This is a genomic window from Paraburkholderia bonniea (genome assembly GCF_009455625.1).
GTDB classification, from domain to species: Bacteria; Pseudomonadota; Gammaproteobacteria; order Burkholderiales; family Burkholderiaceae; genus Paraburkholderia; species Paraburkholderia bonniea.
This window is the reverse complement of record NZ_QPEQ01000001.1, coordinates 329,980-355,334: the sequence shown is the minus strand read 5'-3', so window position 1 is coordinate 355,334 and position 25,355 is coordinate 329,980. Positions and strand designations below refer to the sequence as shown.

The 25,355-nt window shown below is 57.5% G+C and carries 14 protein-coding genes, 1 tRNA gene and 1 pseudogene; 3 read left to right on the top strand and 13 right to left on the bottom strand.

Annotated features, from left to right (window positions below):
• Positions 1–3 precede the first annotated feature (3 nt).
• The 9 genes from GH656_RS01490 to GH656_RS01450 all read right to left on the bottom strand — a co-directional run bounded on the left by GH656_RS01490 (position 4) and on the right by GH656_RS01450 (position 17,064).
• Entirely contained in the window at positions 4–2,304 is a 2,301-nt protein-coding gene (locus tag GH656_RS01490; protein ID WP_153074267.1) for a tetratricopeptide repeat protein, read from the bottom strand.
• Positions 2,304–4,805, bottom strand: coding sequence for a tetratricopeptide repeat protein (locus GH656_RS01485; protein ID WP_153074266.1), 2,502 nt, complete (start codon positions 4,803–4,805; stop codon positions 2,304–2,306). The genes GH656_RS01490 and GH656_RS01485 overlap by 1 nt, the downstream gene beginning before the upstream one ends.
• Complete coding sequence (locus GH656_RS01480; protein WP_153074265.1) at positions 4,802–6,631, bottom strand: O-linked N-acetylglucosamine transferase, SPINDLY family protein; 1,830 nt, start codon at positions 6,629–6,631, stop codon at positions 4,802–4,804. The genes GH656_RS01485 and GH656_RS01480 overlap by 4 nt, the downstream gene beginning before the upstream one ends.
• A gap of 1,098 nt (positions 6,632–7,729) precedes the next feature.
• Positions 7,730–8,170, bottom strand: coding sequence for a hypothetical protein (locus GH656_RS01475; protein ID WP_153074264.1), 441 nt, complete (start codon positions 8,168–8,170; stop codon positions 7,730–7,732).
• 54 nt (positions 8,171–8,224) lie between these two features.
• Positions 8,225–9,304: a hypothetical protein gene (locus tag GH656_RS01470; RefSeq protein ID WP_153074263.1), complete on the bottom strand. Its 1,080-nt coding sequence runs from the start codon at positions 9,302–9,304 to the stop codon at positions 8,225–8,227.
• Positions 9,305–10,104: 800 nt separating this feature from the next.
• Positions 10,105–11,112, bottom strand: a complete 1,008-nt coding sequence (locus GH656_RS01465) for a DNA topoisomerase (protein WP_153074262.1) — start codon at positions 11,110–11,112, stop codon at positions 10,105–10,107.
• Between the two features lie 5 nt (positions 11,113–11,117).
• Complete coding sequence (locus tag GH656_RS01460) at positions 11,118–11,585, bottom strand: hypothetical protein (protein ID WP_153074261.1); 468 nt, start codon at positions 11,583–11,585, stop codon at positions 11,118–11,120.
• A complete protein-coding gene (locus GH656_RS01455) occupies positions 11,582–12,421 on the bottom strand; it encodes a hypothetical protein (RefSeq protein WP_153074260.1) in 840 nt (279 codons plus the stop codon). The genes GH656_RS01460 and GH656_RS01455 overlap by 4 nt, the downstream gene beginning before the upstream one ends.
• On the bottom strand, positions 12,418–17,064 hold the full coding sequence (locus GH656_RS01450; RefSeq protein ID WP_153074259.1) for an AAA domain-containing protein: 4,647 nt from the start codon (positions 17,062–17,064) through the stop codon (positions 12,418–12,420). The genes GH656_RS01455 and GH656_RS01450 overlap by 4 nt, the downstream gene beginning before the upstream one ends.
• A 646-nt stretch (positions 17,065–17,710) precedes the next feature.
• Here GH656_RS01450 and GH656_RS01445 point away from each other — a divergent pair.
• Positions 17,711–18,169 carry a type II toxin-antitoxin system HicB family antitoxin gene (locus GH656_RS01445; RefSeq protein WP_153074258.1) on the top strand — a complete coding sequence of 153 codons (459 nt, stop codon included), beginning with the start codon at positions 17,711–17,713 and terminating at the stop codon, positions 18,167–18,169.
• Between the two features lie 191 nt (positions 18,170–18,360).
• A pseudogene (locus GH656_RS17975) lies at positions 18,361–18,630 on the top strand (tyrosine-type recombinase/integrase); the annotation flags it as partial.
• Between the two features lie 53 nt (positions 18,631–18,683).
• Here the strand turns inward: GH656_RS17975 and GH656_RS01435 are convergent.
• Positions 18,684–18,759, bottom strand: a tRNA-Arg gene (locus GH656_RS01435).
• A gap of 406 nt (positions 18,760–19,165) precedes the next feature.
• Between GH656_RS01435 and GH656_RS01430 the strand changes: the two genes are divergently transcribed.
• The gene (locus tag GH656_RS01430; RefSeq protein ID WP_153074256.1) at positions 19,166–20,050 is read left to right on the top strand and encodes a c-type cytochrome; all 885 of its coding nucleotides are present in this window, start codon (positions 19,166–19,168) and stop codon (positions 20,048–20,050) included.
• A 92-nt stretch (positions 20,051–20,142) separates the two neighbouring features.
• On the opposite strand, the gene GH656_RS01425 is transcribed toward GH656_RS01430, so the two are convergent.
• From GH656_RS01425 to GH656_RS01415, 3 genes are read right to left on the bottom strand one after another with little or no spacing between them, the layout of a single operon-like run.
• On the bottom strand, positions 20,143–21,657 hold the full coding sequence (locus GH656_RS01425) for a TolC family protein (protein ID WP_174769671.1): 1,515 nt from the start codon (positions 21,655–21,657) through the stop codon (positions 20,143–20,145).
• Positions 21,647–23,098, bottom strand: coding sequence for an HlyD family type I secretion periplasmic adaptor subunit (locus GH656_RS01420; RefSeq protein WP_153074254.1), 1,452 nt, complete (start codon positions 23,096–23,098; stop codon positions 21,647–21,649). Before GH656_RS01420 ends, GH656_RS01425 begins: the two co-directional genes overlap by 11 nt.
• A 3-nt stretch (positions 23,099–23,101) precedes the next feature.
• Complete coding sequence (locus tag GH656_RS01415) at positions 23,102–25,327, bottom strand: type I secretion system permease/ATPase (RefSeq protein WP_153074253.1); 2,226 nt, start codon at positions 25,325–25,327, stop codon at positions 23,102–23,104.
• Positions 25,328–25,355: the final 28 nt, after the last annotated feature.

Genomic DNA, 25,355 nt, shown 5'->3' with positions numbered 1-25,355 from the left:
TTCTCACGCGGATTGCCGCATTAGCGATTCGCGCCACATGCCATCAAATGCGGCCTCCAGATTGCGTGCGAAGCGCGGCGCATCGCACAGCGGCGAATGCATCACCTGCTCGCGCAACTGCTCGCGCAATGCCACCAACTGCTCACGGCCACCCTCAGCTGTGAGCGCAAGCGCCCGAGCGACGTAATCCTCTTCATCTGCCGCAATCCACTCGGGCAATCCAGCCGAGTGCAAGATGCTTTCGCAAATGTGCGTCAGAAACCGGTCCCCTTTCAGCGCCAGCACTGGCACACCCATCCATAAGCCTTCGGCTGTCGTCGTTCCACCCGGATACGGAAACGGGCTCAACGTGACATCAATCTGGTTATAGGTCGCCAGATACTCCGGCCGCGGTGAGCCACCCTCCAGCGTCACACGTGCCGCATCGACCCCATGCGCAGCAAAGCGCGCCAGTGTTCGACGGCGCGCTTCCGGCGCTTCCAGTTGCTGCGCCTTTAAAAACAGACGCGAGGACGGCGCAGCGCACAACACCCGCGACCAGACCCGAATCACCTCTTCCGTGACTTTTGCCAGCTTGCCGAAAAAACCGAACGTGACATAGCCGTTCTTTAGCATCGGCGGAGGCCTTACAGGCACGTGCTCAAGCGGTGGCGTAAAGCACAAATAACTATCTGGCAAACACCATGTTTTCTCACTGAAATGCCAAGCCTCGGCAGCAGGCAGAACATGCCGGTCACCCAGGATGTAATCCATCGTTTCGATGCCCGTGGTGCCAAAGAATCCCAGCCAGCTCACCTGAACCGGTGCAGGCCGCCAGGCAAAAAGCGGTAGGCGGTTATGCACGATATGACCCGACAGATCCACCAGGATATCAATGCGGTCATCAAAGATGCGATGAGCCGCCACTTCATCCGGCACATCGACCAGGCTGTTCCATGCAGCAAAGCAGGGTTTCAGACGCGCAGTCACCTCGTCTTCAGCGGCGATGGTGGTGTAGGCAATCAGCGTGATGCGAGCGGTATCAAGATGCTTGAGTACGCTCTCAAAGAAAATCCCGGTGGGATGCTGGCGCAAATCTCCAGAGACAAAACCCACGCGTAGTGGCCGTAATTCCTTAGGCACCCCAAGCACTGTAGTGGACTCACGGCGATGCTGAAACGGCTTGGCACGTGCGGCCATCAGCGCGCCAAAGCGCCGCGCATCTGCGAGCCGGGTTTCGGCTGATGCCTCTGCGCGGCTAGCCATTTCGAAAATCAGACGGTTATGCGCCAGTTCCAGTTCATCGTTAAGCGACAAAGCGTAGCGATAGCTCGCTAAAGCGCCATCGACATCGTCAAGCGTGTTAAGGATATCGCCGTGACTGATGTGTAGTTGCGCCGAAGCATGCTCGAGTGCGAGCGCTTTATTGCTACTGACCAGCGCCTCTTCGGCACGGCGCTGCCGCAACCTGACGAGCGACAGCTTGTGATGCGCCTGAACATCGGCCGGGTCTAGTTCACTAGCGCTCTGATAGCACAGCGCCGCTGCTTCCAGCTTGCCGCCCCACGCCTGATAAGCGTCACCAAGCCGGCTATACCCAGCAGCAGAGGCCGGTTCCAGTTCCACCACGCGGGAAAACGCGGCAACCGCTGCCTCAAACTGGCCTGCGCGCTGTAGCGCGTCGCCAAGGTTGTTGTGCATAAACGCACAAGTAGGGCTCAGCGTAGTAGCACAGCGATAGCTTTCGCTTGCGGCTTCATGCTGCCCTTGGGCGAGCAGCACGTTACCCAGGTTGTGATGTGCCTCTGCGTAGTCTGGCCAGAACGCGAGCGCCTGACGATAAGCCCGCACCGCAGCGTCTTGCTCGCCCAGGTCTTGCAAGGCATTACCCTGGTTGTTATGGGCCTGGGCGTAACCCGGGCGCAGTCTCAGTGCCTGAGTACAGCTCTCCAACGCTTCACACGGCTGGCCTGCTTCGCGCAACGCATTGCCCAGATTGTTATGTGCTTCGGGATAGTCCGGCTGTAACGCAACCGCCTGACGGTAGCTGTCAATCGCTTTTAAGAGCTCGCCGTGCTCACGCAGCGCGTTACCTAGATTGTTGTAGTAAATCGCATTGGGGTAAGCCGCAATCGAGCGGCGCATCAGCGCAATGCCGGAATTCGCATCGCCTTTCTGGCAACTCAGGAGACCCAGAAAATGCAGCGCGTCTGGGTTAGCCGGATTGGCTTGCAGCAGTTGCTGGTACAACGCCTGCGCTACATCTAGTTGCCCTGCTTGATGCTGCGCTAACGCTTGCTCTAAAACACCCGGTGCCCGATTCATCACGCATTCACCCTGGATTGGTTCATGTACTGCGCCCACATATCGTGAAAGGCCTGCTCCAGATGGCGAGCAAAACGCGGCGCATCGCACAGCGGCGAACTCAGCACCTGGTGACGCAAAGCCGCACGCAATGACACCAGCGCCTCACGTCCAGCCACGCTCGCCACCGCCGCAGCCTTTGCCACATAGGCCTCCCGGTCCTGTGCGATCCACGCCGCCTGCCCCGCTCCATGCAACACGCTCTCGCAGATATGCGTGACAAAGCGCTCGCCTTTCAGCGCCAGGACCGGCACGCCCATCCACAAACCTTCGGCCGTCGTCGTGCCACCCGGGTACGGAAACGGGCTCAACATCACATCTACCCGGTGATAAGCCGCCAGATATTCGCTGCGCGGCGCGCCTTGTTCCAGCAGCAATCGATCTGCCTCAATCCCATGCGCGGCAAACCGCACCTGCATCTTGCGTTGCGCGGAAGCGGACGACAGTTCATGCGCCTTCAGCAACAAGCGTGAATCCGGCACGGCATGCAGCACCCTGGACCACACGGCAATCACGTCATCCGTCACCTTCGACAGCTTGCCAAAGCAGCCATACGTGACGTAACCGTTGTGCAAAAGAGGCGCTGCGCTGACCTCAAGCAAATCATCCGGCGGGGTAAAGCACAGATAACTACACGGCAAACGCCATGGCTTTTCGACGAAATGGCTCGCCTCGTTCTCCGGCAAAACATGGATGTCGCCAAGCATGTAGTCCATCGCCGCGACCCCTGTCGAAGCGAAAAACCCTAGCCAGCTAAGCTGAACTGGCGCGGGCCGCCAGGCAAAAACGCCCAGCCGGTTGCTTGAGGTATGCCCGGACAAATCCACCAGAACGTCTATACGGTCTTCATAAATCTTGCGGCTCGCGGCTTCGTCGCTCATACCAGACAACGTATGCCACGCAGCGAAGTGGCATTTCAGCCGCTGCGTGAGCGAGTCTTCATTGCTAACGGTGGCATAGGCAATGAGCGTCACCTGTGCTGGATTCATCGCCGCGAGAACACTCTCCAGAAAAATCCCCACGGGATGACGGCGCAAGTCGCCCGACACAAAACCAATCCGCAAAGGCCGCAGCTCAGGTTCATGGTCAGGTAGCGTGTGCGGCCAGGGCCGAGCGCGCTGCGCTACCAGCTCACCAAAGCGGCGCGCATCGGCCAGATAGGCTTGCGGCGTAGCAGTGGCTCGCGTCGCCTGGCAAAACAGCAGCGAGGTATGAGTGGAATCAACGTCAGGATCACGTTCAAGCGCGTGGCGATAACTGCTGATCGCACCATCAAGATCGCCTAGACAACGCAGAATGTCGCCCAGATTCACATGCCCCTGGGCCATCCCATCCTTGCGCGTCAGCGCGATATGCGCACTCTCGAGCGCTTCTTCTGCGCGTTCGCTTTTAAGCAGCACAATCGCCAGGTTGTGGTGCACATCGGCATGCTCTGGATCAAGCGCCAGCGCCTGGTGATAAATCTCAAGCGCGGCCGAAAACTCCTCTAGCCCGACATACGCATTGCCTAGCGTGTTATACGCATCCACCAGAGAGGGGTTTAGTTCAAGCGCTTTGCGCCCAGCGGCAATCGCTGCCGCGAATTTTTCCTGACGCCGCAGCACACTCGCCAGGTTGCTATAAGCCTCAGCAAAATCTGGGCTCAATGCAATTGCCTGTTCAAAGGCCGCCACTGCCGCCTCGATCTGACCCACATCGCGTAATGCACTGCCAAGGTTGTTGTGCGTATGGGCATCGTCAGGATCAAGCTGCAGTGCCCGGGTAAGCGTTTCGATGGCTGCCGCAAGCTGACCGCGAGCGACCAGCGTCGTGCCCAAACTGTTGTGCATCTGCGCGCTTGCCGGGTTCAACACGGTGGCGCAGCGATAGCTTTCGATCGCGGCATCAGGCAGGTCCAAAGCAAGCAACACGTTGCCCAGGTTGTGATGCGCATCGGCGTAATCCGGCCAGCTTGCCAGCGCCTGGCGATAAGCCTGCGCCGCGGCATCCAGATCGCCCAGATCCTTCAACGCATTCCCCAGGTTGTTATAGGCCTGCGCGTAACCAGGGCGCAGCGTCAACGCATGGGTACAACTCTTCAGTGCGTCATGAGGCTGATGTGCCTCACGCAATGCGTTGCCGAGGTTGTTATGAGCTTCGGGATAATCCGGCTGCAATGTGACCGCCTGACGGTAGCTGTCAATCGCCTTCAGTAGCTCGCCATGGTCACGCAGTGCATTGCCCAGATTGTTGTAGTACACGGCGTTTGGACAAGCCACGATTGAGCGGCGCATCAACGCGATGCCCAAGCCAGCTTCGCCGGTTTGGCAAGTCAGCAAGCCCAGAAAATGCAGTGCGTCAGGGTCAGCCGGATTGGCCTGCAATAGCTGCTGATAGAGCTGCTGTGCCACCTCCAGCTGGCCCGCCTGATGCTGCGCCAGCGCTTGCTGCAGCAACGATGGCAGCTCCTGCGCCGTCGTCATGATGGTGTCGCTGCAACGCGGCTCACGTATTCCAGCCACATCGCGTGCAATGCCTGCTCCAGATCGCGCGCAAAACGCGGCGCATCGCATAGCGGCGAATTCAGCAACTGGCGGCGCAGATCCACCCGCAATGACACCAGCGCATCTCGCCCTGCACTGCTCGCGGCAGCGACTGCTTTTGCTACATAGTCATCCTGATCTTCTGCGACCCATGCGGCCTGACCCGCGCCATGCAAGATGCTTTCAGCGATATGCGTCAGGAAGCGCTGGCCCTTGAGCGCCACCACGGGCACTCCCATCCACAGACCTTCCGCAGTCGTCGTGCCGCCCGGATACGGAAACGGACTCAACATGATGTCCACCTGGTGGTAAGCCGCCAGATACTCGCTACGCGGAGCACCTTGCTCCAGCAGCAAACGATCTGCCGCGATCCCATGCGCGGCGAAGCGCTCCCGGGTCTTGCGCTGGACGTACTCCGTCGACAGTTCAAATGCTTTCAGCAACAAACGCGATTCCGGCACCGTATGCAGCACCCTGGACCACACGGCAATGACCTCATCGGTCAGCTTCAGCAGCTTGCCAAAACAACCGAACGTGACATAACCATTCGCTAGCGCCGGCAGCGCGTTGACCTCAATCTCGTCCGTAGGCGGGGTAAAGCACAGATAGCTATTCGGCAAACGCCATGGCTTTTCGACGAAATGACTCGCTTCGCCTTCCGGCAAAACATGGGCGTCACCAAGGATGTAATCAATGCTGTCCAACCCCGTGCTGGCGAAATATCCCGGCCAGCTCACCTGAACCGGTGCAGGCCGCCAGGCGAAGAGCGGCAAACGGTTATAGGTGGTGTGCCCCGAGGCATCGAGCAGCAGATCAATACCATCCGCCTGAATCTGGCTGGCAGCCGCTTCATCACTCATGCCAGCCAGACAATGCCAGGCGCTAAAACGCGCGCGGATGCGCTGCGTCAGCGCGTCTTCGACATGTCGCGTGGGATAGGCAATGAGTTCGACCCGTGCCGGATCGACATGCGCCAGCACGCTCTCCATAAAGTAGCCAACCGGGTGCTGCTTTAAATCACCCGACACCACGCCGACCCGCAACGGCCGATCCGTCCGTGGCGTGGCGTCAACCTGCCATGCGCTAGCGGGCGTCGCACGCTGCAGCGCGAGCGTGGCGAAGCGCTGTGCTTCATCAAGGTAATCACCAGGCCAGGCACGGCCTTGATAGTTCAGCGCGAACAACAAGTTGCTACGCGGCTCAGCGAAATCTGGCCGTAAAGCAATCGCGTTGCGATAGGCCTCTAGCGCCGCATCGAGTTCATCCAGCTCCAGCAACGCATTCGCCAGATTGTTGTTGGCCTGCGCATGATCGGGCTTGAGCCGCAATGCCGTGCAAAAAGACTCAACTGCTGCTTCGTGCTGCTTGAGCGCACGGTGCGCATTGCCCAGGTTGTTGTGCGCATCCGCGTAATCCGGCTGCATCGCAATGGCCTGGATAAAGCATTCTGCTGCGGCAGCAGGACGGTTATGCGCCTGCATCACATTGCCGAGATTGAAGTAATAAAACGCCTGCGGCTGACGTTCGATGGCCGCCATGATGAACTCTGAAGCGCTCTCGTACTGCCCGAACTGATGCGCGATCAAACCCAGCAGATGCAGCACATCGGCATGCTGCGGCTCGATTTCCAGCACCTGGCGGTACAACGTTTCAGCCTCTTCAAGGTGGTCAGCCTGGTGCAGCGCGAGCGCACGCTGAAGCAGCGTATCGACGGAGGTTTCCGGCGCTGCTGGCAGTAGCGCAGTGTTCTGGGCGAGATCGGTCATGGATAGTTGAACTGGCGTGATGAGTGACTGACGTCGAGCAGGGTTAACAGCCGTTTGGATGCGGTGGACGCGAGCTTGAGCCGGCGGTTTGCTTCAGTTCTGGCTCGGGTGAAGCCCGTCGCTCAAGGGCATCCGACCTTATTTTGCTGCCGGGCGCGCACGGGTGATCGGGAGATCAGGAAAGGAAAAGCCGGGTAATTCGAAGGATGGCGGGATGGGGACGAAAAGGGATGAACTGCGTGCTGGCGATGACCTGGCCGCAGATGATTGAACCGGGGATGCGTCACCAGGGCTCAGGAGGCCAGATCAGGAGGCGTTGCCAGGTTGGAGGTTGAGTCGTGCGGGAGGTGTGGTGAAAGCTACGCGCAATGGTCGAAAACCCCGTGCGCCAAGGCATCTATCAACGCCATTCGTGGCAAAAGCCGTTCAAAGACGCGTCTGTGAGATGGCTGCGAGATGGCTGTGAAGCGGCTCAATTTCCGCTCTGGTGAATCTTGAGCAAGTGTCAGTCCAGGGTCGGTCTCCGCTGGAAGGACTCCGGCCAGCCAGAGGAGCGTGGATCAGGGTCAGAATACAAGCCACCCCGCCCGGGTATAGCCCGGCTTTGCAGATGATCCGTCATGCTCTGCTCACGCACCATCTTTGATTAAACAGAGCCACCAGAATCTCGCGTATGCCATCGGCCTTCGACTGCCGACCGGCAAAAAACGGTGCATGTTGCGTTAAGCGGGCAGCGGCCGTATCTGCTGCCGTCGTCCGCTTAACGGCGAATTTCATTCACTTAAGCCCGAAACTTTCAGGGCAGCGAGATGCAAAAAACAATCGTAGTCCTCCTTTTAAAAAAATACGTCTGACAGAAATTTCAAAGACAGCAGTCTTGTTAAAACTCGCACGACTAAGCAAACCGGCTGAGCAAATTTCACTTTGACAGACCTCTTTTATTTCTTGCCAAAGGAGTTGCCATAACACTAAGAACTACCTCGCAATGCCGCCAGAAAATAATCCAGAACAAGGGATATAAGGGTGCCATCTTTACGCATCCCAACCTATCCTCGATTTTTTCTTATCGGCTATTTAAAGGCAGACGTGCTTGCGGTGTTATGTACCGCCATCAGGAAAACTGCATGAAGTCCGAATCATTGGGACTAACTCGCCTTTGAAGTAGTCCTTGGAAGGATATGGACTATGTGCCGTCATTCCGCCCGCAGTCCGGCAGATATCCTGAGACTCCCGCAATTTCTCTTCAGCAATTTTGAAAGCCTCATACGACGTGTCTCTTGAAATGTAGACGAGCCTGCTCCAACTCGGTCTACCAGACTCGCCGCAGCGGTCTATCGTGGAGTCTTTTAGAGCACCCGCGACCAGCGGCAACCCCTTGACGTGGGTTAGCGACGTTTGGCATGCAGACGGTCCCTTCTCGTTTGCTTGCGCCCATTCTGGATACCCCTGCATCAGCACCAGCATCAAAACGAGCACTGAAACGCCCGGCAGGCATAGCGCACGCCTGAACGTATGGAACAGGTTGATATACGTCTTCATGTTGCAGCTCCTTAATGTTTGCTCACGGAGTACGGGCTATCTCGCTCGTCAGAATCAGCGCAGGGTGATTGCTGTGGGTTGGCTGCACGGCCCCTTGGCCGTCACAGAGCAATCGCTATAACTCATCCGCTGTCCATTCGGCTTGACCAGGAAAACCTGTGCCTGAAACGGAGCGTCCGTACCAGTGCCCGCTGTCACAAGGACATTCCCACTGCCATCAGCAGTTGGTGTCATTCCGCTCGGGCCAAACCCCTGAGGGCCCTGCACACTATTGCCAAAATCACTGATCATCGTGCGCGTACCACTGCTGGCAATGCGCCATAGCGCACCTTGTTCGTCCGTACCACCAAGATCGTCTGCCACCAGAATCGAAGCGCCCAGCAAGGTTGGCGTCACGGCGATCACCTGCGCACCATGAATCGGCTGGCCTTGCGCGCTGCTACCAAAGTCACTGAGCAAAGTGCGCTGCCCCTGGAGATTCACGACAAAGACCGCGCCTGCTTCAGTGGTACCCGCATCGTCATCCAGCACGACCAGACCCGCATTGACGCCCAGCACACTCAATACCCCCGCAGGCATCACCGCAATGGCAATCGGATTCACGCCTGTCGCGCCTTGTGCACTGTTACCAAAATCGCTGAATAAAGTTCGCTTCCCGGTGGCCGGATCAACCGCAAAGATCGCGCCATGGTGGCCAGTGCCCGCGTTGTTATCAACGACATAGAGCTTGCTACCCAATCCCAACAGCCCACTGGCATAGGCGACCCCAACTGGGGTCTTTCCCACAGGGCCCTGCGAGACATTGCCGAAATCGCTGAGAAGCGTCCGCTGTCCGCTACTGGGGTTCACCGCAAACAGAGCGCCCTGTCCATTGGTACCGGCAAATGCATCGGTGACCGCCAGACTGCTGCCACCCAGACCTAGCAGCCCAGACGACACCCAAGTCGCACTCCCGAGATAACCGCTGCTTACCGGACCCTGCGCGGCATTGCCGAAATCACTGATCCCGGTGCGTGTTCCACTGGAATTAATCATGACGACCTGACCGCCAGGAATGGGCAACACCGTATCGTCCGGTTGACCCGGATTGGTGTGAATGCTGCCGATTGAGGTGCCTAGTCCCTGGTCAATCATTGCAGTCGTTTGGGCCTGCACAGTGCTAGCGCCCAACAGTGCACTTGCGATGAGAGCCAGCTTTAAAAGTGTGCGTTGCGGTTGCATACGATGTCTCCTGCATCAAGTAAGGAGCGGTTAAACAAAGTTTTCTTCTTTCTTCATCATGGCAGGATATGTATTGGCTTCTTTAAGGCAGAGATGACCGGGATTTAACCGGCTACTGCTGATGCCGCGCATCTGTTCGACCGGTCGCTTTTTAAGCTAATGCCTGGCAAGCGAATCAGCTAAAGCTTAGACACACGATGATCTTTATCAGCTTGAACCTGGCATTCATGCCTCAGTCAACTTCTAGTTCTAAATCGACCAAGCGCGACACAACTCTCGTAAGTGCAATGCAATGTATTCAAATTTCTTAATATTTTTGAGATATCCTGGACTGCTGCTCAGTCTAGGAGACACGCGGCGTTTTTCAAGGAGAAATAGATGGATTTAAGTCTTGGCAAATCACACGTTTACAAACCTTAAAGGCGATTTGATGCTTTATGAATTAGTGCAGAAATTTTCCGGGATCGCTCTTAAATTCCACGCTGCCTTAAAGCTCCCTCCGGACAGTTCGCGAGGCAAGAAATATTCATCTAGCCAAGCATTTTTATCATTCTTATCAATTAGCTTAATTAGACACATTTAAAACTTAAGTTAAGCAAAAGCTTAAAGCCCGGCTAGCTAGCATGATCGAGAAGCGCTATAAAAACGATGCGCCTGTTTAGCATCGAGAGGCCTGAAAACAACCAAAATCCTTCGACCTTCCCGGCATTGTTTTAAACCTCGTCTATCACCCATCCCACCAGCCAGCGCTGAAGCAAATCGAACTGGTACTTTTTTTGCCATTCACCGGCTGCGATGCCCTCACGCTCAGCGCAGAGATCAATGCGTTTGTCTCGACGCTCTGCAACTGACATCTGCAACCAGTCCATCGAGCAATCCGCTGCATCTTCATTCAGTTCACGACGTATCTGGCGCTCGGGTGAGTCTTGAGCAAGCATTTGTTCCGGATCAAGCTCCGCCGGAAGTGCCCCGGCAGGCCAGAAGATCGTGGACCGATCTGCTCCTTCCCGCGCTTCGTAGGTGAGCGCGGCGAGATCGCCTTCGATCTGCAGGGTATCTAGCCAGTCAGTTGCATGGTTGGCGTGCTCGACGGACAGCCATCCGGCAAGCGCTTTGGCCGTGGAGAGTGCACCGGATTCGATGGCATCAAGGTCGTTAAGGAACTTCCGGCAAAACGCTGCGTTGAACCGCGCGGCTGAGCTTGCGCGAATTCCGGCAAGGAGCTTGTGTCCACGTCTGGACAAGCGAACATCATTCGAGCCTTCGATTAGCCCAGTCTTCAGCAAATTCTGCGCGTGCCTTGCATAAGTCGAAGGGCGTCCAAGTCCAGCCTTCTCCATGTGGACGATGAAATCCCCAAGGCTCAGCTTCATCTGGGCGACATCAGCATAGCCATGCCAGACGAGTGTTGCCTCGCCCGGGTGGATTTCACCGGGCCCTGGCGAGGGTAAGCCGGTTGATGGCAATGAGATATGGGCAAGGGACGCTACAGCCCGCCAGCCAGGTTCTAGTGCCAAACGCGATTCCGCACCAAAGAGCAGGCTTCCTGCTGCTACGAGATAACGGGTGACTTGCCAGACGGGCGGCTCACTCGCGTAGCCATCCATCATGTCGTACACCACGGTGAACACTCGACGAGTAGTGGCATCGAAAGCCGCCAGCTCAGGGGCATCCCGCGCGACGTGCGGCAGGATCATGGGATGTGGATTAAGCGTACCCATCAGCTTCAGTCTTTGGGTGGGATGTGACTGATGTTCTCGTGCAAACCGGTGCGAATCTGCTCAAGGCGCTGGTCGCGTGGCACGGCATCGAGAAGATATTGAACCAGGCTAAGCATCGCTTCCCAATCCGGTTCGGCTTGCGTGCGCCAAATCTTGCTCCAGCGAAAATCCATCTCAGTGGTGTACCGGGCATCGGTGTGTATCTGGTCGATTAGGAAATCCAGGTAGCGCGCGTAGGCAACCACCATGCCGGTGTCATTCCAGTTTCGGGGCACAGGTGGACACGCCTGCAAGTGCGTCTCAAGCACATAGATCCATTGATCCAGCGGCCCAACTGACAACGAAGCCGGTGAATATCCAGCGGCTATCGCACGCTTCGCCTCGTTCTGCTGCATCTCTTTGAGCGCAGACTGCAGCAGGACAAGGTGCTCACGCAAAGAGTCCGCGCTTTGGGCAAGAGCTTGAGCGCTCACGATTGATTCCAGGCCGAACGTTGGATCGGAATAAAAGCGAAGAAGGTCTTGGCCTCAGGCGAGGTATCTAACCGGCGTGCATCTACGATCAATTGTTCTGCACCGCCAGGGAAGTAATGTCCAGGTGCCATGCTTGATTGAGGCGCGGTCTGCCCATACAGCCCATCACGAAAGATGCTGCGAACAGGCATCGGCAAATCGCCCAGCCTGAAAGCAACGTAGCCGCCATCGCCATTCCACGTGCCGGGAATAGCGCACGACGAGCGCCAGTGAGCTTCACTGTGAGGAATCGGCCCGATGCCCCAGAAGTCACCGCCTATCTTGTTGCAGGTAAAGGCAGTGCGGCCATCTTTCTGCGGCGTGTAGTTCGCGCCAATGAAGCGCCATACCACGGTGTCATCAGAGAGTTCCTGTGCTGAGCGAATGTTGTGCTGGAACGTATTGAGCAAACGCTCGTGCACATCGCCTTTGCGCTTGGGATCATCAAAACGAAACAGGCTACGCATAGCCTCAGAAGTTTCATTAACGCTGGAATCGAGCGCAAACGAATACACCGGCACGCTGCCAGCTTGTGCACCCGGTTCAGGAAACCCGCGCAGGGCCGCGTCATCATCGTGAATGAACGCATCCCTCACTTCGGCAAATTTCTCAGGGGAAACATAGGCCCGCACGAGAAACTCCTTGCCAGGATTCGCGGCAGCAAAAGCATCACGCCTGTGGCGCTCACGGGCAATGACGCGTGAGCGAAGTGGCTCCGGCAGGTTGGCAAACGCAGCGCGAGGCACATCGCCGAGTGTTGTCCCCTCTGTGCGGGGATAGCTGACAAGACCGTTCATGCGTTGTCTGTGCCTTCGACTTCGACTTCGTCTTCAGATTGGCTAGCGTCTGGCTCACCGGTGTAAAGCACCTGCAGGACATCCATCGCCTGGGCGGGTTCCAGATGCAAATCATCGACGAGGCGGCGCAGCACCTCGGCCGTGGTCGTTTGAGGGGCATCTGGCTCTTCCCACGTAAGAGAAATTGCCTCGACCTCAACGCTCATTCCAGCAGCAACTCCCGTGTGACTCGACAGGTTCCCGGCAGCGGGAATGCCGCAAGCCTGGCCGAGTGGCTCGTCATTATCCAGACGTACCAGGCGAACCAGACCATCGCGCTCAGGAAGCGACACGTCAATGGCTTCGATCTTTCTCGGCGCAGTGCGCTCGATCTCCAGATGATCAATTTCATCGAGCAACGCGGAAGAAACACGGCCGCTGCGCGTGCCCGTGGCCGCTTCAATCTCACGTGCGATATAAGCGTCCGCGATCGCACGGGAAAGAGCGGCACGCACGCGTTGCGGATCAACCCCCATCGAACCGAATGCCATTCCCTCTCGCATCGCCTCGGGCGACATCGCATAGAAGCGCATGCGCCTGAAGACGGACTGAGCCACATCGGGAAGCGATTTCCGCGCGAGATCCATCACATGCCAGGCGATCGCCTCGCCTTCGCGGTCGTCGTCTGTGGCAAGCCAGATCTGGTCGTAGTGGCGCGGGCCGTAACCGGTAAATGCCTGCAACGCAGCAAGCAGCGTTTCGGCGTTCGGCTTTGGCGTCCACGATGGCGTGCCGTCTGCGCGAATATCGACTTCGCGCAAATGGCCCCCCGTGGAAATACCTTGAGCGAGAAGACCAAAGGCTTGCTGCACCAGCGGGACCTTCGACGGGCTTTCAAGCACGACAAGATCACGCGGATAAAGCCTCCAGCCATGCTCGCGTAGATAGCGGCCGAGTACCCCGCCCGGGAGCATGCCGCGTTTCAGGATCACATCGGGATGACCGAAAGCGATGAAGCTGTGCTTCGCTCGGGACACAGCGACGTTGAGCATGGATTTCTTGCGATCAATAAACGCGGACTTGCCTGTTCCGTCGTTAACGGCCGAGAAGATCACCACCTCTTTTTCGGCACCTTGCAAAGAATGGACCGTGCCGACCACCATCGTGTCATCGGCACTTTCGCGCGAAACGCTGGCCGTTTCAGCGGGTGCGGCATTGGCGGGCTGCTTCGGGTCCTGGACGTTTAAACCCAGTTTGCGTAGTTCGGTACGCAAGCGGGCAACCTGCGCGCCATACGGTGCAATAACGGCAACGGCCCGCTCAACCTTGCCGTAGCGCCTGGCGATTGCAGCGCCATTTTCCTTGAACCAACCAACGATGGCGTCGACCTCAGCGAGGTTGACCTGGCTATCGTTCGACGGCGTCTGCCTGCCCACTACAGCGACAAAACCCATTGGCGGCAGTAATTCCTCATCGGCCACAGCCTCTTCCGGCGAGCGGGCAAAACGTTTGGCATCGGGAATCATCGGCACGAGCGGATCAATCGCGCCATAAACCAGTTGATTGCAGAACTCGATGATCGTCTTGCGGCAACGATAGTGATACTTGAGCATGACGCCGAAGCGACCCTGCTCAACGTCTTCGTGCCGCGCCGCCGCGTACTGGGTAACCGCCATGAAGTTGCCACGCTCCACATCCAGATGATCGCGCTCATGCACGTTCGTCAACGCGTTGAGATCATGGCGATGGCGCAAGTCGAGGTTGCTACGGCGATCGACTTCGACGACAGGTTCGAGTTGCTCTACGTCACCCACCACCAGCGCCCGGCGAGCCAGACCCGCGATTGGCACAGCAAGATGGGGCGGCACCTGGCCCGCTTCATCAACGATCAGCCAATCCGCAAGCTGCGTTAGATAACGTGGGCTCGTATTCGCATCGAGATAGAGCGCCAGCGCAGGAATTGTCTGGACCGTAGCGACCGTCACCGGCGACAACATCGCGGCACGTTCAAGCGCCACACGCAATTCATCCTCGGGCCTGTCCGGCAGAGGCTTCGATGCCTCCTCTAACCAGCGCGCTTCCCAATAGCGCATCGAGAGATGAAATGCTTCATAGCGCAGCGTGAGATCGAGCACACATTCGATCTGATGACGCACCTTCTCAAGGCTCTCGGGATTGTCAGGACGAGCGTCACCCAGGAGTGTATGAAGCGTTTTACCAAGAGCGAATATCGGCGTACCGTCAAACGGCGACGACTGATGCTGTTTAAAGCCCGCAGTAAACGCGTCAGAGAAGTCCTTACCGCGATGCCTGCGCGCGAGTTTCCCAAGATGACTGAGCGTTTCATAAAACTGATCTGCGTCGGCCAAGCGTTCGGCAAGGCCAGCGAGTTGGGCATGACGAGTCTTTTCAACCAAAGTGCGCAGGCTCTGCCAGCGGGTCCATCGCGCACGCCGCGCTTCCAGCGCACTGATCTGCTCGCTCAGAGAGCCGAGCCGCTCAGCGCCCGCTTTAACGAGCGCAATCCGGTCCGTGGCGGGGATCGTGCCGGGATCAAGATCAATCAGGATCCGGCGCAAACGCGTGAGGAGATTAAGCTCACGCGTGTACGACGCGCGCCAGGTACGAGGGACGATTTTCTCGATCAGACGATCAATCAAGGTCTCAGCAGGAGGATTGAAGAGCGCGGCAAGCAAGGCCTTGATGTTTGCACTCGTATTCGACATGCGCTCGATATCGAATGAGAGTGACTGAATCTCGCCAGCACGATCTTTCGGTAGCGGGCGTGACAAACGGGTCCGACGCTGGGTGGCGCGGTAAAGATCCGTAAAAGCCGCACGCGATAGCGCGCTATATAGCTGGTCGGCAAGATCCAGTGCCTCACCAAGAAACCCCTTCGCACCGACCAGTTGCATGACCCGGGTACGCAGGTATTTCGCAGGGGTTGTCGCCGTCGTTTTACCCAACGCAGCAAGCCAGGCATCGAAGCATTCACGAAACTGAGCAACGAAAGGCCGGATCTCTTCGGCTGTGACCATAGACAAGCCGTGCTCGTCGCCGCCGATTTTTGCCAGTCCAGACACGATGAGTGCCGGATCGTACAAACGGCCGCGCTTGACGAGTTGATACGGAATGCCCGACGAATTCTTGAGCTTTGAAGCAGACGGGAAAAAGGAGCCATACGCCGGAAAACCGTCGATCCAGCGGCGTTCGATGCTGACAGGCACCTCCGGCTTGTACAGGCGCTCGTCATCGCTGAACGCCTTGATCATGTTCGTCGTTGCCTGATTGGTCTGACTGGCAGCAAGCACGACGCAAGGCTTTTCATTGAGAACAGACTGGACAACGAAAGTGGCAATCACCCCCTGGAGCATCGACGTTTTGCCCGTGCCTGGTGGCCCTGACACTGCGATGGCGTTACCGTCTCTGGCGAGCGTCGTTTGCCATAACGCAAGTCGTTGCGTCCGGTCTAGACCGAAGATGCCACCCATGTGACCTGTGTGCCGCCCCCGTGCATTTTGGCTTTCGCCCGAATTCCAGCGCACACTAGGACGCGAATGCTGCAAGCGTGACGTGGCCTCGATCAGCTGTTCAAGCAACGCAGGCGGCTCGGACGTATCGAGCAGTTGGTCCACGAACGAGACCAGACGGCGATTCGCGGGCGGGATAGCGGTGTAAGGCGCAACACCAAGAAACTGCAGACGGTTATTCCGCCTGCCTGGACTCTCCCAGCTCAGATCAACCAGATCGCGTGGCTCCTCATCCTGATAGCAGCGAAATTCTTCATTCATGCGCGCCCAGAACAATGCCCAATTTGAGGCGGCAGGTTTATTCGGCAAAACTTCGGTATCCGATTCAATGTTGACGGCAAGATCATCGGGATCAGTTGACTCACCAGTAGAGCCATCGTCCTCGTTTTTGTTCTTGTCCTCCTCCGCGATATCCGCAGTGGCACTTGCGAGCGCATCTTCTTCGGTCGCGGTAAGCATGCGCCCAAGGCGCGGCGCACGAGCTTCACGATCAGGGGTGGACAGATTGCGGGCGTTGATGATGATCGGCAACGGCTGACCAGACAGCTCACCGGTATCGGGATCGAGGATGGCCGGCAAACCACAAACGACACGCTGGATATCCTTCTCGTCCTTCTTATATTCGTACCCGAGCAAAACCAGAACCGGTGCACCAGACGGGAGAGCAGCATCGGCATTCGCACTGGACGCAGCCTGGGCGGCTTGTTCAGCGGCGTCTTCGATGTCTTTCCATGCGGGATCGTTTGTCCTGGTGGTGGCTAGCGGGATACGGCCAGCGGCAAGCTTTCCAGGAGGCAAGAACGCATTCTGCGGTCCAAACCAGGTTTTGCGCGTACCGACGAATTGGGCAAGGCCATCGAGATCAAGAAATCGCAAGGAATCCCGATAATATCCAAGCCATTGATTGATTCTGCTAGTGACAATTTTTGTTTCCTGCCGACGCTCCCGAACCAGATCTTCATCACGCTTTAGGCAAGACAGACCGAACACCTGAAGCTCACGAGAAGCAGACTTGATCTTGTCGAGGTCGAGATAGCTTCGGTTCTTCCCATCCTCGTGTGGTTGCTTGACGATGTAGTGACGCAGACGAGTCCAGGCTGGCGTATCGAGATAATCGAGCAGGGCAAGAGGCATGGCGTAACGAGTGACAAGGCTGAAGAACAAGACCTGAATGAAAGGAGCGGAAGAGCTTTGAGCTTGTCCCCGAAAAACGAATCTATTACTGAATGGGTAAGCTCAATCAAACTTTTGATGCGCTCTTCGTCCCATAGCCAACCGCACTGAAAGTCGGGCAATTGAAAATCCCCTGTCATTATCGGCAAGCGGCGCCTGCATGGAGATTGAATTAATTTGCAATGCGAAGATGGCCATAGCGATAGATGGAATCTTAAGAGGCGATTTATTTTTAGGATTTACTGCGAATATTAGTTAATTGATAGCATGATGATTAAGATATTTCCGACACGGGCAATAGGAAGGCTTATAGATTATTTATCTTGCCACGATTGAATTTTAAATAGTACTTTTTCTGTTCTTAGCGCGCCATTTCGATTCGTCCGGCTTCTTTCAAAATAACCTTTCAAATCAGCGTTTTTCGAGGTTACCAATTCGATTTTTTAACTAACTAACGAATGAAGCACCGCGTCGGTAAGTGATACGCCAATTGCGTGCGCGAACTGTCTGCTACATCGTTCATGGCTGCAAGCGCTTCATGGATGAAGAATATTGCAAAGGGCAATCGGTTCGTTTTGTTATTCGTTAGTTTTGTTAATAGATATTGATGTTTTTTTCCTTTCCGCTTGGACTCGGCGCATGGCAAATTCGACGCATCAAAGCCGACAGCGCGAGCGAAGCCCACGGGCGAGGAGGGGACTGCGATTTTGCTGCTGTGGTGGCTTACGCTACGACCTTGAGCCCACGGGGGAAAAGGCCGAATTCCAGACTCGGGAATAAAGGTTATCTGGCGCGGGTCGAGTTTGATCCACGCGACAATATTTTCGTAGATCAAGTACTGGCCGTGGCAGATCGCATCAGCTTTCACGGCGAGACCGTGACTGAGCTAACGACCGATTTCCATCAGGCAGTCGATCACTCTCTTGAGGACGGTGCGAAAACCGGGCGTGCGGCGCAAAAACCAGCATCAGGCAAGCTGATGCTGCGGATTCGTCCTGATGTGCATGCAGCTATTGGCATCGCAACAACCGCAGCAACCGCAGCAGAAAAAAGTATTAACCCGTGAGCTGACGAGGTACTGGAGCACGCATCGCACGCTTAAGCGATTCCTCATTTGCGATGCAAAACCGCGTAGTTACGCGGTTTTTTTAATCGATTTCCGGTTCGGCAACGTGTTTTTTTCTTGGGTGGTTATCAGTGGAGTCTCGTAATCGTTAAATCGGCTTATCTCTTCTCTAAGCCACTCATTAAGCTCACGAAAGCGTGTCCGTATATCACGGCAAGCCGGTCACCGCCGCATGGAAAAAGACGTTAAACCACGCAGGTATCCGCGATTTCCGCTGGCACGATCTGCGCCACACGTGGGCAAGCTGGATGTGCAGCACGGCACACCGGTACAGGTACTCAAGGAGCTTGGGGGGAACGCTAGAGATGGTGCAGGGGTATGCGCACCTGTCAACCGATCACCTGGCGCAGCGGGTGCAGCCGATGACAATGCCAGCTATACCGAAGTTAGCTGCAGTTTAGGTGTATTCGATGGGAGCGGGAACGGATGAAATCGCTGAAAGCCTTACGGCTATTGGTGCGCCCGGCTGGGATCGAACCAGCAACCCCTGCCTTCGGAGGGCAGTACTCTATCCATTGAGCTACGGGCGCTTCAACACGAAGGCGCTGCGATCTCAACGAAAGCAGCGCCCAGCGAGACCGGAAGGATACCCGGTTTCAATGCACTCGTCCACCGCCCCCCTGCGGCACGCCCCATCTCCGGCTAGCAGCCAGCCAGACGATCAGCGAAATGCGGGTAAACGCCTGCTGAAGAGCGAATCGTCACACTCGCCGCCGCTCAAACGTCCGTCTATAATCGTCCCGGCAGTTCGCCAGAGAGCGGCCAGCGGCAGTCAGTTACAGCCTCAGTTACAGCATCACTCAGCCCGCTGCTACAAGAATCAAAAGTAAAAAGCACCAAAAAGCACCAGAACCAGAAAGCGCATCACTAAGCCGAACAGGTCGTTGCCGTCACGCTGAACCGCTCGCCACAATACCCACGGGAGACGAGACAAGCATGAGCGAAGCTCCACACGGAATGCCGATCAAAACCCCTGCACAGCTCGTCGCTGCGATCATCGCGGGCTTTGCCATTCCCATCATCATCATCGTGCTGCTCGCGTACTACGTCGATAACTCGACGCGGGTCGGCGCAGGTACCGACAGCCTGTCAAACGCGGAAGTTTCTCAGCGTATCGCGCCGCTAGCTCAGGTTGCGCTGCGTGATGCCAACGCACCGCCGGTCTATAAAACCGGCGAGCAGGTTTATCACGCTGTCTGCGCCACCTGTCATACGGCCGGCACGGCGGGTGCGCCCAAATTCACCAGCGCAACAGATTGGGCACCTTATCTCGCGTCGGGCTTCGACACGATGTGGCGCACGGCTCTCGCAGGAAAAGGGGCCATGCCCGCGCGTGGCGGTACCAGCCCAGATGACTACAGCGATCACGAAATCGGGCTCGCGGTGGTTTATATGGCAAACAACGCTGGCGCTAAATTTACCGATCCTCCTGTGCCCGCCGCTACGCCGCACACTGAATCAACTGCGGCCGCGGCCCCTGATGCGGGGGCGTCAAGTGCTCAGGCAGCAGCCATGGCGGCCATCGCCAATGTGGCCCAGGCACCCTCACCCTCTGCCGTTGCCAGCAACAGTGCGGATGCGGCGCAAGCGGGCAAGGCGCTCTATCAGCAAGTTTGCCAGGTGTGCCACGCGGCCGGTGTGCTCAACGCGCCAAAGTTCGGCGATAAAGCAGCGTGGGCACCGCGTCTGAAAGAACCTATGGAGACGGTCTATAACTACGCGCTGCATGGCAAAGGTGCGATGCCGCCCAAAGGGGGCTCCGGTGCCTCGGATGCCGATGTCAAAGCCGCCGTTGATTACATGGTTGGCGCAGTTAAGTAGCCCGTATCAAATCACCTGAGCGCTATCTGGTTTACTGACCAGGCTCAATGACCCGCTGCAATGTCTGCGCTGCAGCGGGTTTTTTATGCGGATTATCTTGCGCTGATGGTGTCGGCATCAAGGCTGGCACGTGTCAACTGCCCGAGGCTCGCGGCCAGACTCAAGCGGGCCACCTGCCAGTCTGCTTCAGCGGCAATGCGTTGCTGACGCGCTTCCACCAGTGAGTCTTGTGCGCGCAACAGCTCGGTCATGCCCGCCACTCCGGCGTGGTAACGCGCCCTGGCGGCGGCAAACGCCAGCAGCGCGTTCTCTAGCAAGGCCTCGGCTTGCTGAAGTGTCTGTACCCCGGCATCGACCGCGTTATAACTTTTCCAGATGTTCAGGACAACCTGCTGCTCGGTTCCGGCAATGTCAGCTTGTTGCAGACGTATCTGCGCTCGGGCTTCGCGGCTCCGGTACATCGAACTCCAGCCTTCAAAAAGCGGAATGTTGATCCGCACCCCGACGTAGCGGCTGCGCGAGCGAGTCGTCAGGCTGCCACTTTCTCCCTGGCTGGCCATCGGGCGATAGCTGTTCGAGACTCCGCCCTGAAGTCTCACGCTGGGTAGCGCTTGAGCCCGCACGCTCGCCAGCGATGCCTCTGCGGCATTTAATTCCGCTCGGGCGGCAAGCAGCTTTGGATGATGCGTGCGCGCTTCTTCAAGCAACGCGCCAATTGTCTGCAACTGAACTTTGGGCTGGCGCGCGAGGCTCGGGGTTTCAGTCAGTTGCAGCGGGGTGCCGGGATCAACCCCGATGTCGATGGCCAGTGCGCCCTGTGCTTCCGCGAGGGCTGTCTGCGCCTTGATTCGCGCGAGCTTCGCCTCGTTAAACGCGGTGCGTGCCTGTAACGCATCCGCCACTGAGGCCACGCCAGATGTCATGCGTGCCTCGGCTGCCTGCAGACTTTGCTGTGCGTTGTCCTCGGCTTGCCGTGCTGCGCTCGCCTGGGCTTGCGTGGTGAGCACGGCAATGTAATCCCGCGCCGTTGTATACAGCACGTCGAGCGTCGCGGCATTCAACGAGTGATTCGCCGCATTCAGCAGCGCCTGGGTTTTTCGCACTTCGGCTGAACGGGCACCGAAATCGAAGAGGACCCATTCCAGCGAAAGCTCAGCGGCGCGGCTGGTGCCGTGATACGACGAATTCGGTGTCCAGCGGCTTTCCGCTGAAGTTGTGGCCTGGTTCAGCGAGCCGTTTAGCACGCCAGCGAGTGTCGGCAGCATCGCGCCCCGGGCCTGTCCCACGCGAGCAGCCTGAACCTGGGCACTGGCCCAGGCGCGGCGAGTCTGCGGGTGATGGCACAACGCGCGGTCGGCGGCTTCTTCAAGCGTGATGGCTGAAGCGGGAGAGTCGAAGCTGCATGGAGTGATGCCGCTTGTCTCTGGCATCAGCGCAAACGGTGGCGGTGCGGCAAGCTCGTGAACACTGGCCAGTGGATCAAACTCCTCGAAAGACAGCGCAGCGTGCACGCCACCCGCAACCCATAACAAAGACACGCTCAGGCAGCGGAATAACAAACGGGAGAGCACGCGAGAGAACAAGCGGGGAATCAGCTTAGCGTTCATGCAGGCTCTCATTGACGTGCGTCAGCAGCGGGCTCATGAAGTATTCGATCAGGCGGCGCTTGCCGGTTTTGATTTCAACGCTCGCGGCCATGCCCGGCGTCAGCTCGACTTCCTCTCCATCAATGTGCATCGTCGCTTGGGGCAGCTTCAGGCGCACGGCGTAAATCAAACCGCGCTTTTCGTCTTCGATGGCGTCATGCGACACGCTGAGCACTTCGGCTGGCAACGTGCCGTAACGCGTATACAAAAACGTTTCTATCTTGGCTGCTGCGTTCTGCCCCGCCCGCACAAAACCAACATCGCGGTTCTCCAGGAAGGCTTCGATTTCAGCGGGGCGATCGCGTGGCACCACCACCATCAGCGGCTGTGCGGCAGTCACGACACCGCCCACGGTGTGCACAGCAAGTTGCTGAATCGCGCCATCGACGGGTGCCTTGAGCGTCATAAAACGGTCGTGCGCATCGGCCTTGATGAATTCCTGACGCAGTTCAGCGGCTTTTTGCGCTGCGCTGTTCAGGTTGTCGAGCATCGTGCGGCGAGTGGTCGCAACTAGTTCATCGTGCTGGCGGCGGGCGCTCATCATCGCGGCCTGGATTTCTCCGGTTCGGCTTTTTTGCGCGGCTAATTCGCCCTCCTGCTCAATCCGTGTTTGCTGTTTCTCCAGATACTCATGGCGGGAAACATAGTTTTTGGCCGCGAGATCATTCAAATCACCCTCACGGCTGCGCGCTATTTTTAGCGTTTGCTGCAACCGGTTAATCACCGCGCCCACGGTTTGCAGCTCGGCGCGGTTACGGGCGATCTCCGCATCCAGACGAGCCACCTTCGAGCGGAACTCACCCAGCTCACCTTCGAGAAAACGCTGTTCCTGGGCGATACGTGCCGCGCTGGGCACAAGCGCAGCCGGGACGTCATCTTCAGCGCGCGGCGCTTCAAGCTGCGGGGTCGAGCCGGACGCGATCCCCGCCAGCACCGCCCGGGCACGCATCGCGGCAAGCCAGCTTTCGGCCCAGTCATCGCGCAGACGCAAACGGTCTGCGGCTGAGGCAGTCGAATCAAGTTCAAGCAGGACGTCACCGGCTTGCACCAGTTGCCCATCGCGCACGTGAATGGCGGTGACCTTCGCGGTTTCGATTGACTGAATGATCTTGGCACGGCCATCGGGAACAATCTTGCCGTCAGCCGTGGCCACGATGTCGATCTTGCCGAAGATCGCCCACAGCACGGCTAGCACTAGTAAGGCAAGCAGCATGCCCATCGCCACCCGGGGCAACGGTGAAACCGGCGTGCGTTCCAGCGCGAGTGCAGCCGGTAGAAACTCAGCTTCGTCCGGGTTCCACAGAACCGGGTTCTTGTCGCGTGTGTGCCATGCGTCGCGCAGCACACGGCGATACTGCCCGCACATTTCGCGTGCGGCGCTCAACCAGAGAGAAATTCGCATGATTCAACCACCCTCCTGCAAGCTGCACAGCCGTGCATACGGACCGCCAGTCGTAATGAGGTATGCGTGAGGCCCTTCTTCAACCAGCTTGCCGCGCTCCAGCACGATGATGCGATCGGCGTGACGCACGGCTGACAGACGGTGTGCGATGACCAGCACGGTGCGGTCTTTGCTGATCGAGCGCATGTTGTCCTGCACGATGCGCTCAGACTCATAATCGAGCGCACTCGTGGCTTCATCAAAGATGAGAATGCGCGGATTGTTAATCAGCGCCCGCGCGATGGCGATGCGCTGCCGCTGCCCGCCCGAGAGTGTCGAACCATGTTCACCGACCAGCGTGTCATAGCCTTGCGGCAGCTCAGAGATGAAATCATGTGCTCCGGCGAGGACGGCGGCCTCCATCACCTCTTTGAGCGGCGCACCTGGATCAGTCAGCGCGATGTTGTCGCGGATGCTGCGGTTAAACAGCACGTTTTCCTGCTGCACCACGCCAACTTGACGCCGCAGCGAAGCAGCATCGACCAGCGCGAGATCATGGCCGTCAATCGCCACTCGGCCGCTCTCCGGCACATACATGCGCTGCACCAAACGCGCCAGCGTGCTTTTTCCTGAACCAGACTGGCCCACGATCCCCAATACCTCGCCCGCCTTCACCGACAGATTCAGGCCGCTCAAAACAGGCGGGCCATCCGGGCGATAGCGAAAAACTACGTCATCCAGATCAATTTTTCCGACTAGTGGTGGCAGCGAGGTTTTCGCATCTTGCGTTTCGGTTGGAGCATTCAGGATGTCGCCAAGACGCGCGACCGAAATACCCGTTTGCTGGAAATCAGTCCACAGTTGCGCGAGCCGCATGATCGGCCCGGCCACCTGGCCGGAAAGCATGTTGAACGCAATCAACTGGCCCACCGTGAGCTTGCCTTCGATCACCAGCCGGGCCCCCACCCACATCAACGCGACTGTGACCAGCTTGCTAATCAGGTTGACGCCACCGCTTGCCCAGATGCCCACAGTCGCCGCCCGAAAGCTCGCGCCGATATATGCCGCCAGTTGGTTCTCCCAGTTGCGAATCCAGTGCGGCTCGACGGCCATGGTTTTCACCGTGTCGATACCACTAACGGTTTCAACCAGAAACGCCTGATTCTCCGCGCCACGCGCGAATTTTTCATCCAGACGCCGCCGCAAAACAGGCGTGCACGCAACGGACAAAATCACGTAGCACGGCAATGAGATCACCACGATGAGCGTCAACCAGCCGCTGTAATACAGCATCACGCCGATGAATACGACCGAGAACAGCAGATCCATCACTAGCGTGATCGCGTTGCCAGTGAGAAAGCTCCTGATGTTTTCCAGCTCGCGCATCCGCGCGACCGAATCACCCACCCGCCGTGCCTGAAAGTACGCGATGGGCAGCTTCAGCAGGTGACGAAACAACAGCGCACCGAGTTCGACGTCGATACGGCTGGTGGTATGGGAAAACACATAGCTGCGCAGCGCGTTGAGCGCGACGTCAAACAGCACGACAACAAATAGCCCGACGGTAATCACATCGAGCGTCGTTAAGCCACGATGCACCAGCACCTTGTCCATCACCACCTGGAAGAACAGCGGTGTGATGAGCGCGAGGATCTGGATGAAGAACGAGACGATCAACACTTCGGTCAACAGCGTGCGGTACTTCATCAGCGCCGGGATAAACCAGCTGAAATCGAACTTCGCTATTGAGTCACGCATCGTCGCGCGCGAGGTGAACAGAATCAGGTTGCCTTCACAACCTTGCCAGAAGGTGTCAAACGGAATCGAATCCTGATCGGACATGCTGGGCTGATAAATCAGCGCGGCGTCTTTATCAAGTTCGGTGACGATAAAGAACGTGTTGTCTTTGGCGACTGCGATGGCTGGGAGCGCGATGCGGTTGATGCGCGAGCGGCGCGCTTTAACCAGCCTCGCGCTTAGGTCTAACGAGCGGGCTGCGAGCAGAAGCTGTTTGCAATCGAGGGGTTTGATGCCGGTTTTGAATTCGTGGGCGATCTGGTTAATATCCGCCGCAACGCCGTGAAAGCGGGCCACAGCAACAAGACAGGAAAGCCCTGTGTCGTCGCGGTGATCGTAATGGGCTTTGGTGTTAGATGACGGATCAGGTGGTGAGCCGGGCTGAATTGATAGAGGAAGGTTTCCCCTGGAAGCCCCGCCAGATGCGGTGCCTGGTGTTGTCTCGTTGTGCATTTTTTCTACTGCCTGACTACGTTATTGC

What these genes read in the sequence shown, in the direction of transcription:
- GH656_RS01480 (WP_153074265.1), bottom strand. Translation starts at nt 6,631, where the DNA reads ATGACCGATCTCGCCCAGAACACTGCGCTACTGCCAGCAGCGCCGGAA.
- GH656_RS01415 (WP_153074253.1), bottom strand. Translation starts at nt 25,327, where the DNA reads ATGCACAACGAGACAACACCAGGCACCGCATCTGGCGGGGCTTCCAGG.
- GH656_RS01420 (WP_153074254.1), bottom strand. Translation starts at nt 23,098, where the DNA reads ATGCGAATTTCTCTCTGGTTGAGCGCCGCACGCGAAATGTGCGGGCAG.
- GH656_RS01430 (WP_153074256.1), top strand. Translation starts at nt 19,166, where the DNA reads ATGAGCGAAGCTCCACACGGAATGCCGATCAAAACCCCTGCACAGCTC.
- GH656_RS01450 (WP_153074259.1), bottom strand. Translation starts at nt 17,064, where the DNA reads ATGCCTCTTGCCCTGCTCGATTATCTCGATACGCCAGCCTGGACTCGT.
- GH656_RS01490 (WP_153074267.1), bottom strand. Translation starts at nt 2,304, where the DNA reads ATGAATCGGGCACCGGGTGTTTTAGAGCAAGCGTTAGCGCAGCATCAA.
- GH656_RS01470 (WP_153074263.1), bottom strand. Translation starts at nt 9,304, where the DNA reads ATGATTGACCAGGGACTAGGCACCTCAATCGGCAGCATTCACACCAAT.
- GH656_RS01425 (WP_174769671.1), bottom strand. Translation starts at nt 21,657, where the DNA reads ATGAACGCTAAGCTGATTCCCCGCTTGTTCTCTCGCGTGCTCTCCCGT.
- GH656_RS01475 (WP_153074264.1), bottom strand. Translation starts at nt 8,170, where the DNA reads ATGAAGACGTATATCAACCTGTTCCATACGTTCAGGCGTGCGCTATGC.
- GH656_RS01485 (WP_153074266.1), bottom strand. Translation starts at nt 4,805, where the DNA reads ATGACGACGGCGCAGGAGCTGCCATCGTTGCTGCAGCAAGCGCTGGCG.
- GH656_RS01465 (WP_153074262.1), bottom strand. Translation starts at nt 11,112, where the DNA reads ATGGGTACGCTTAATCCACATCCCATGATCCTGCCGCACGTCGCGCGG.
- GH656_RS01445 (WP_153074258.1), top strand. Translation starts at nt 17,711, where the DNA reads ATGTTTTTTTCCTTTCCGCTTGGACTCGGCGCATGGCAAATTCGACGC.
- GH656_RS01455 (WP_153074260.1), bottom strand. Translation starts at nt 12,421, where the DNA reads ATGAACGGTCTTGTCAGCTATCCCCGCACAGAGGGGACAACACTCGGC.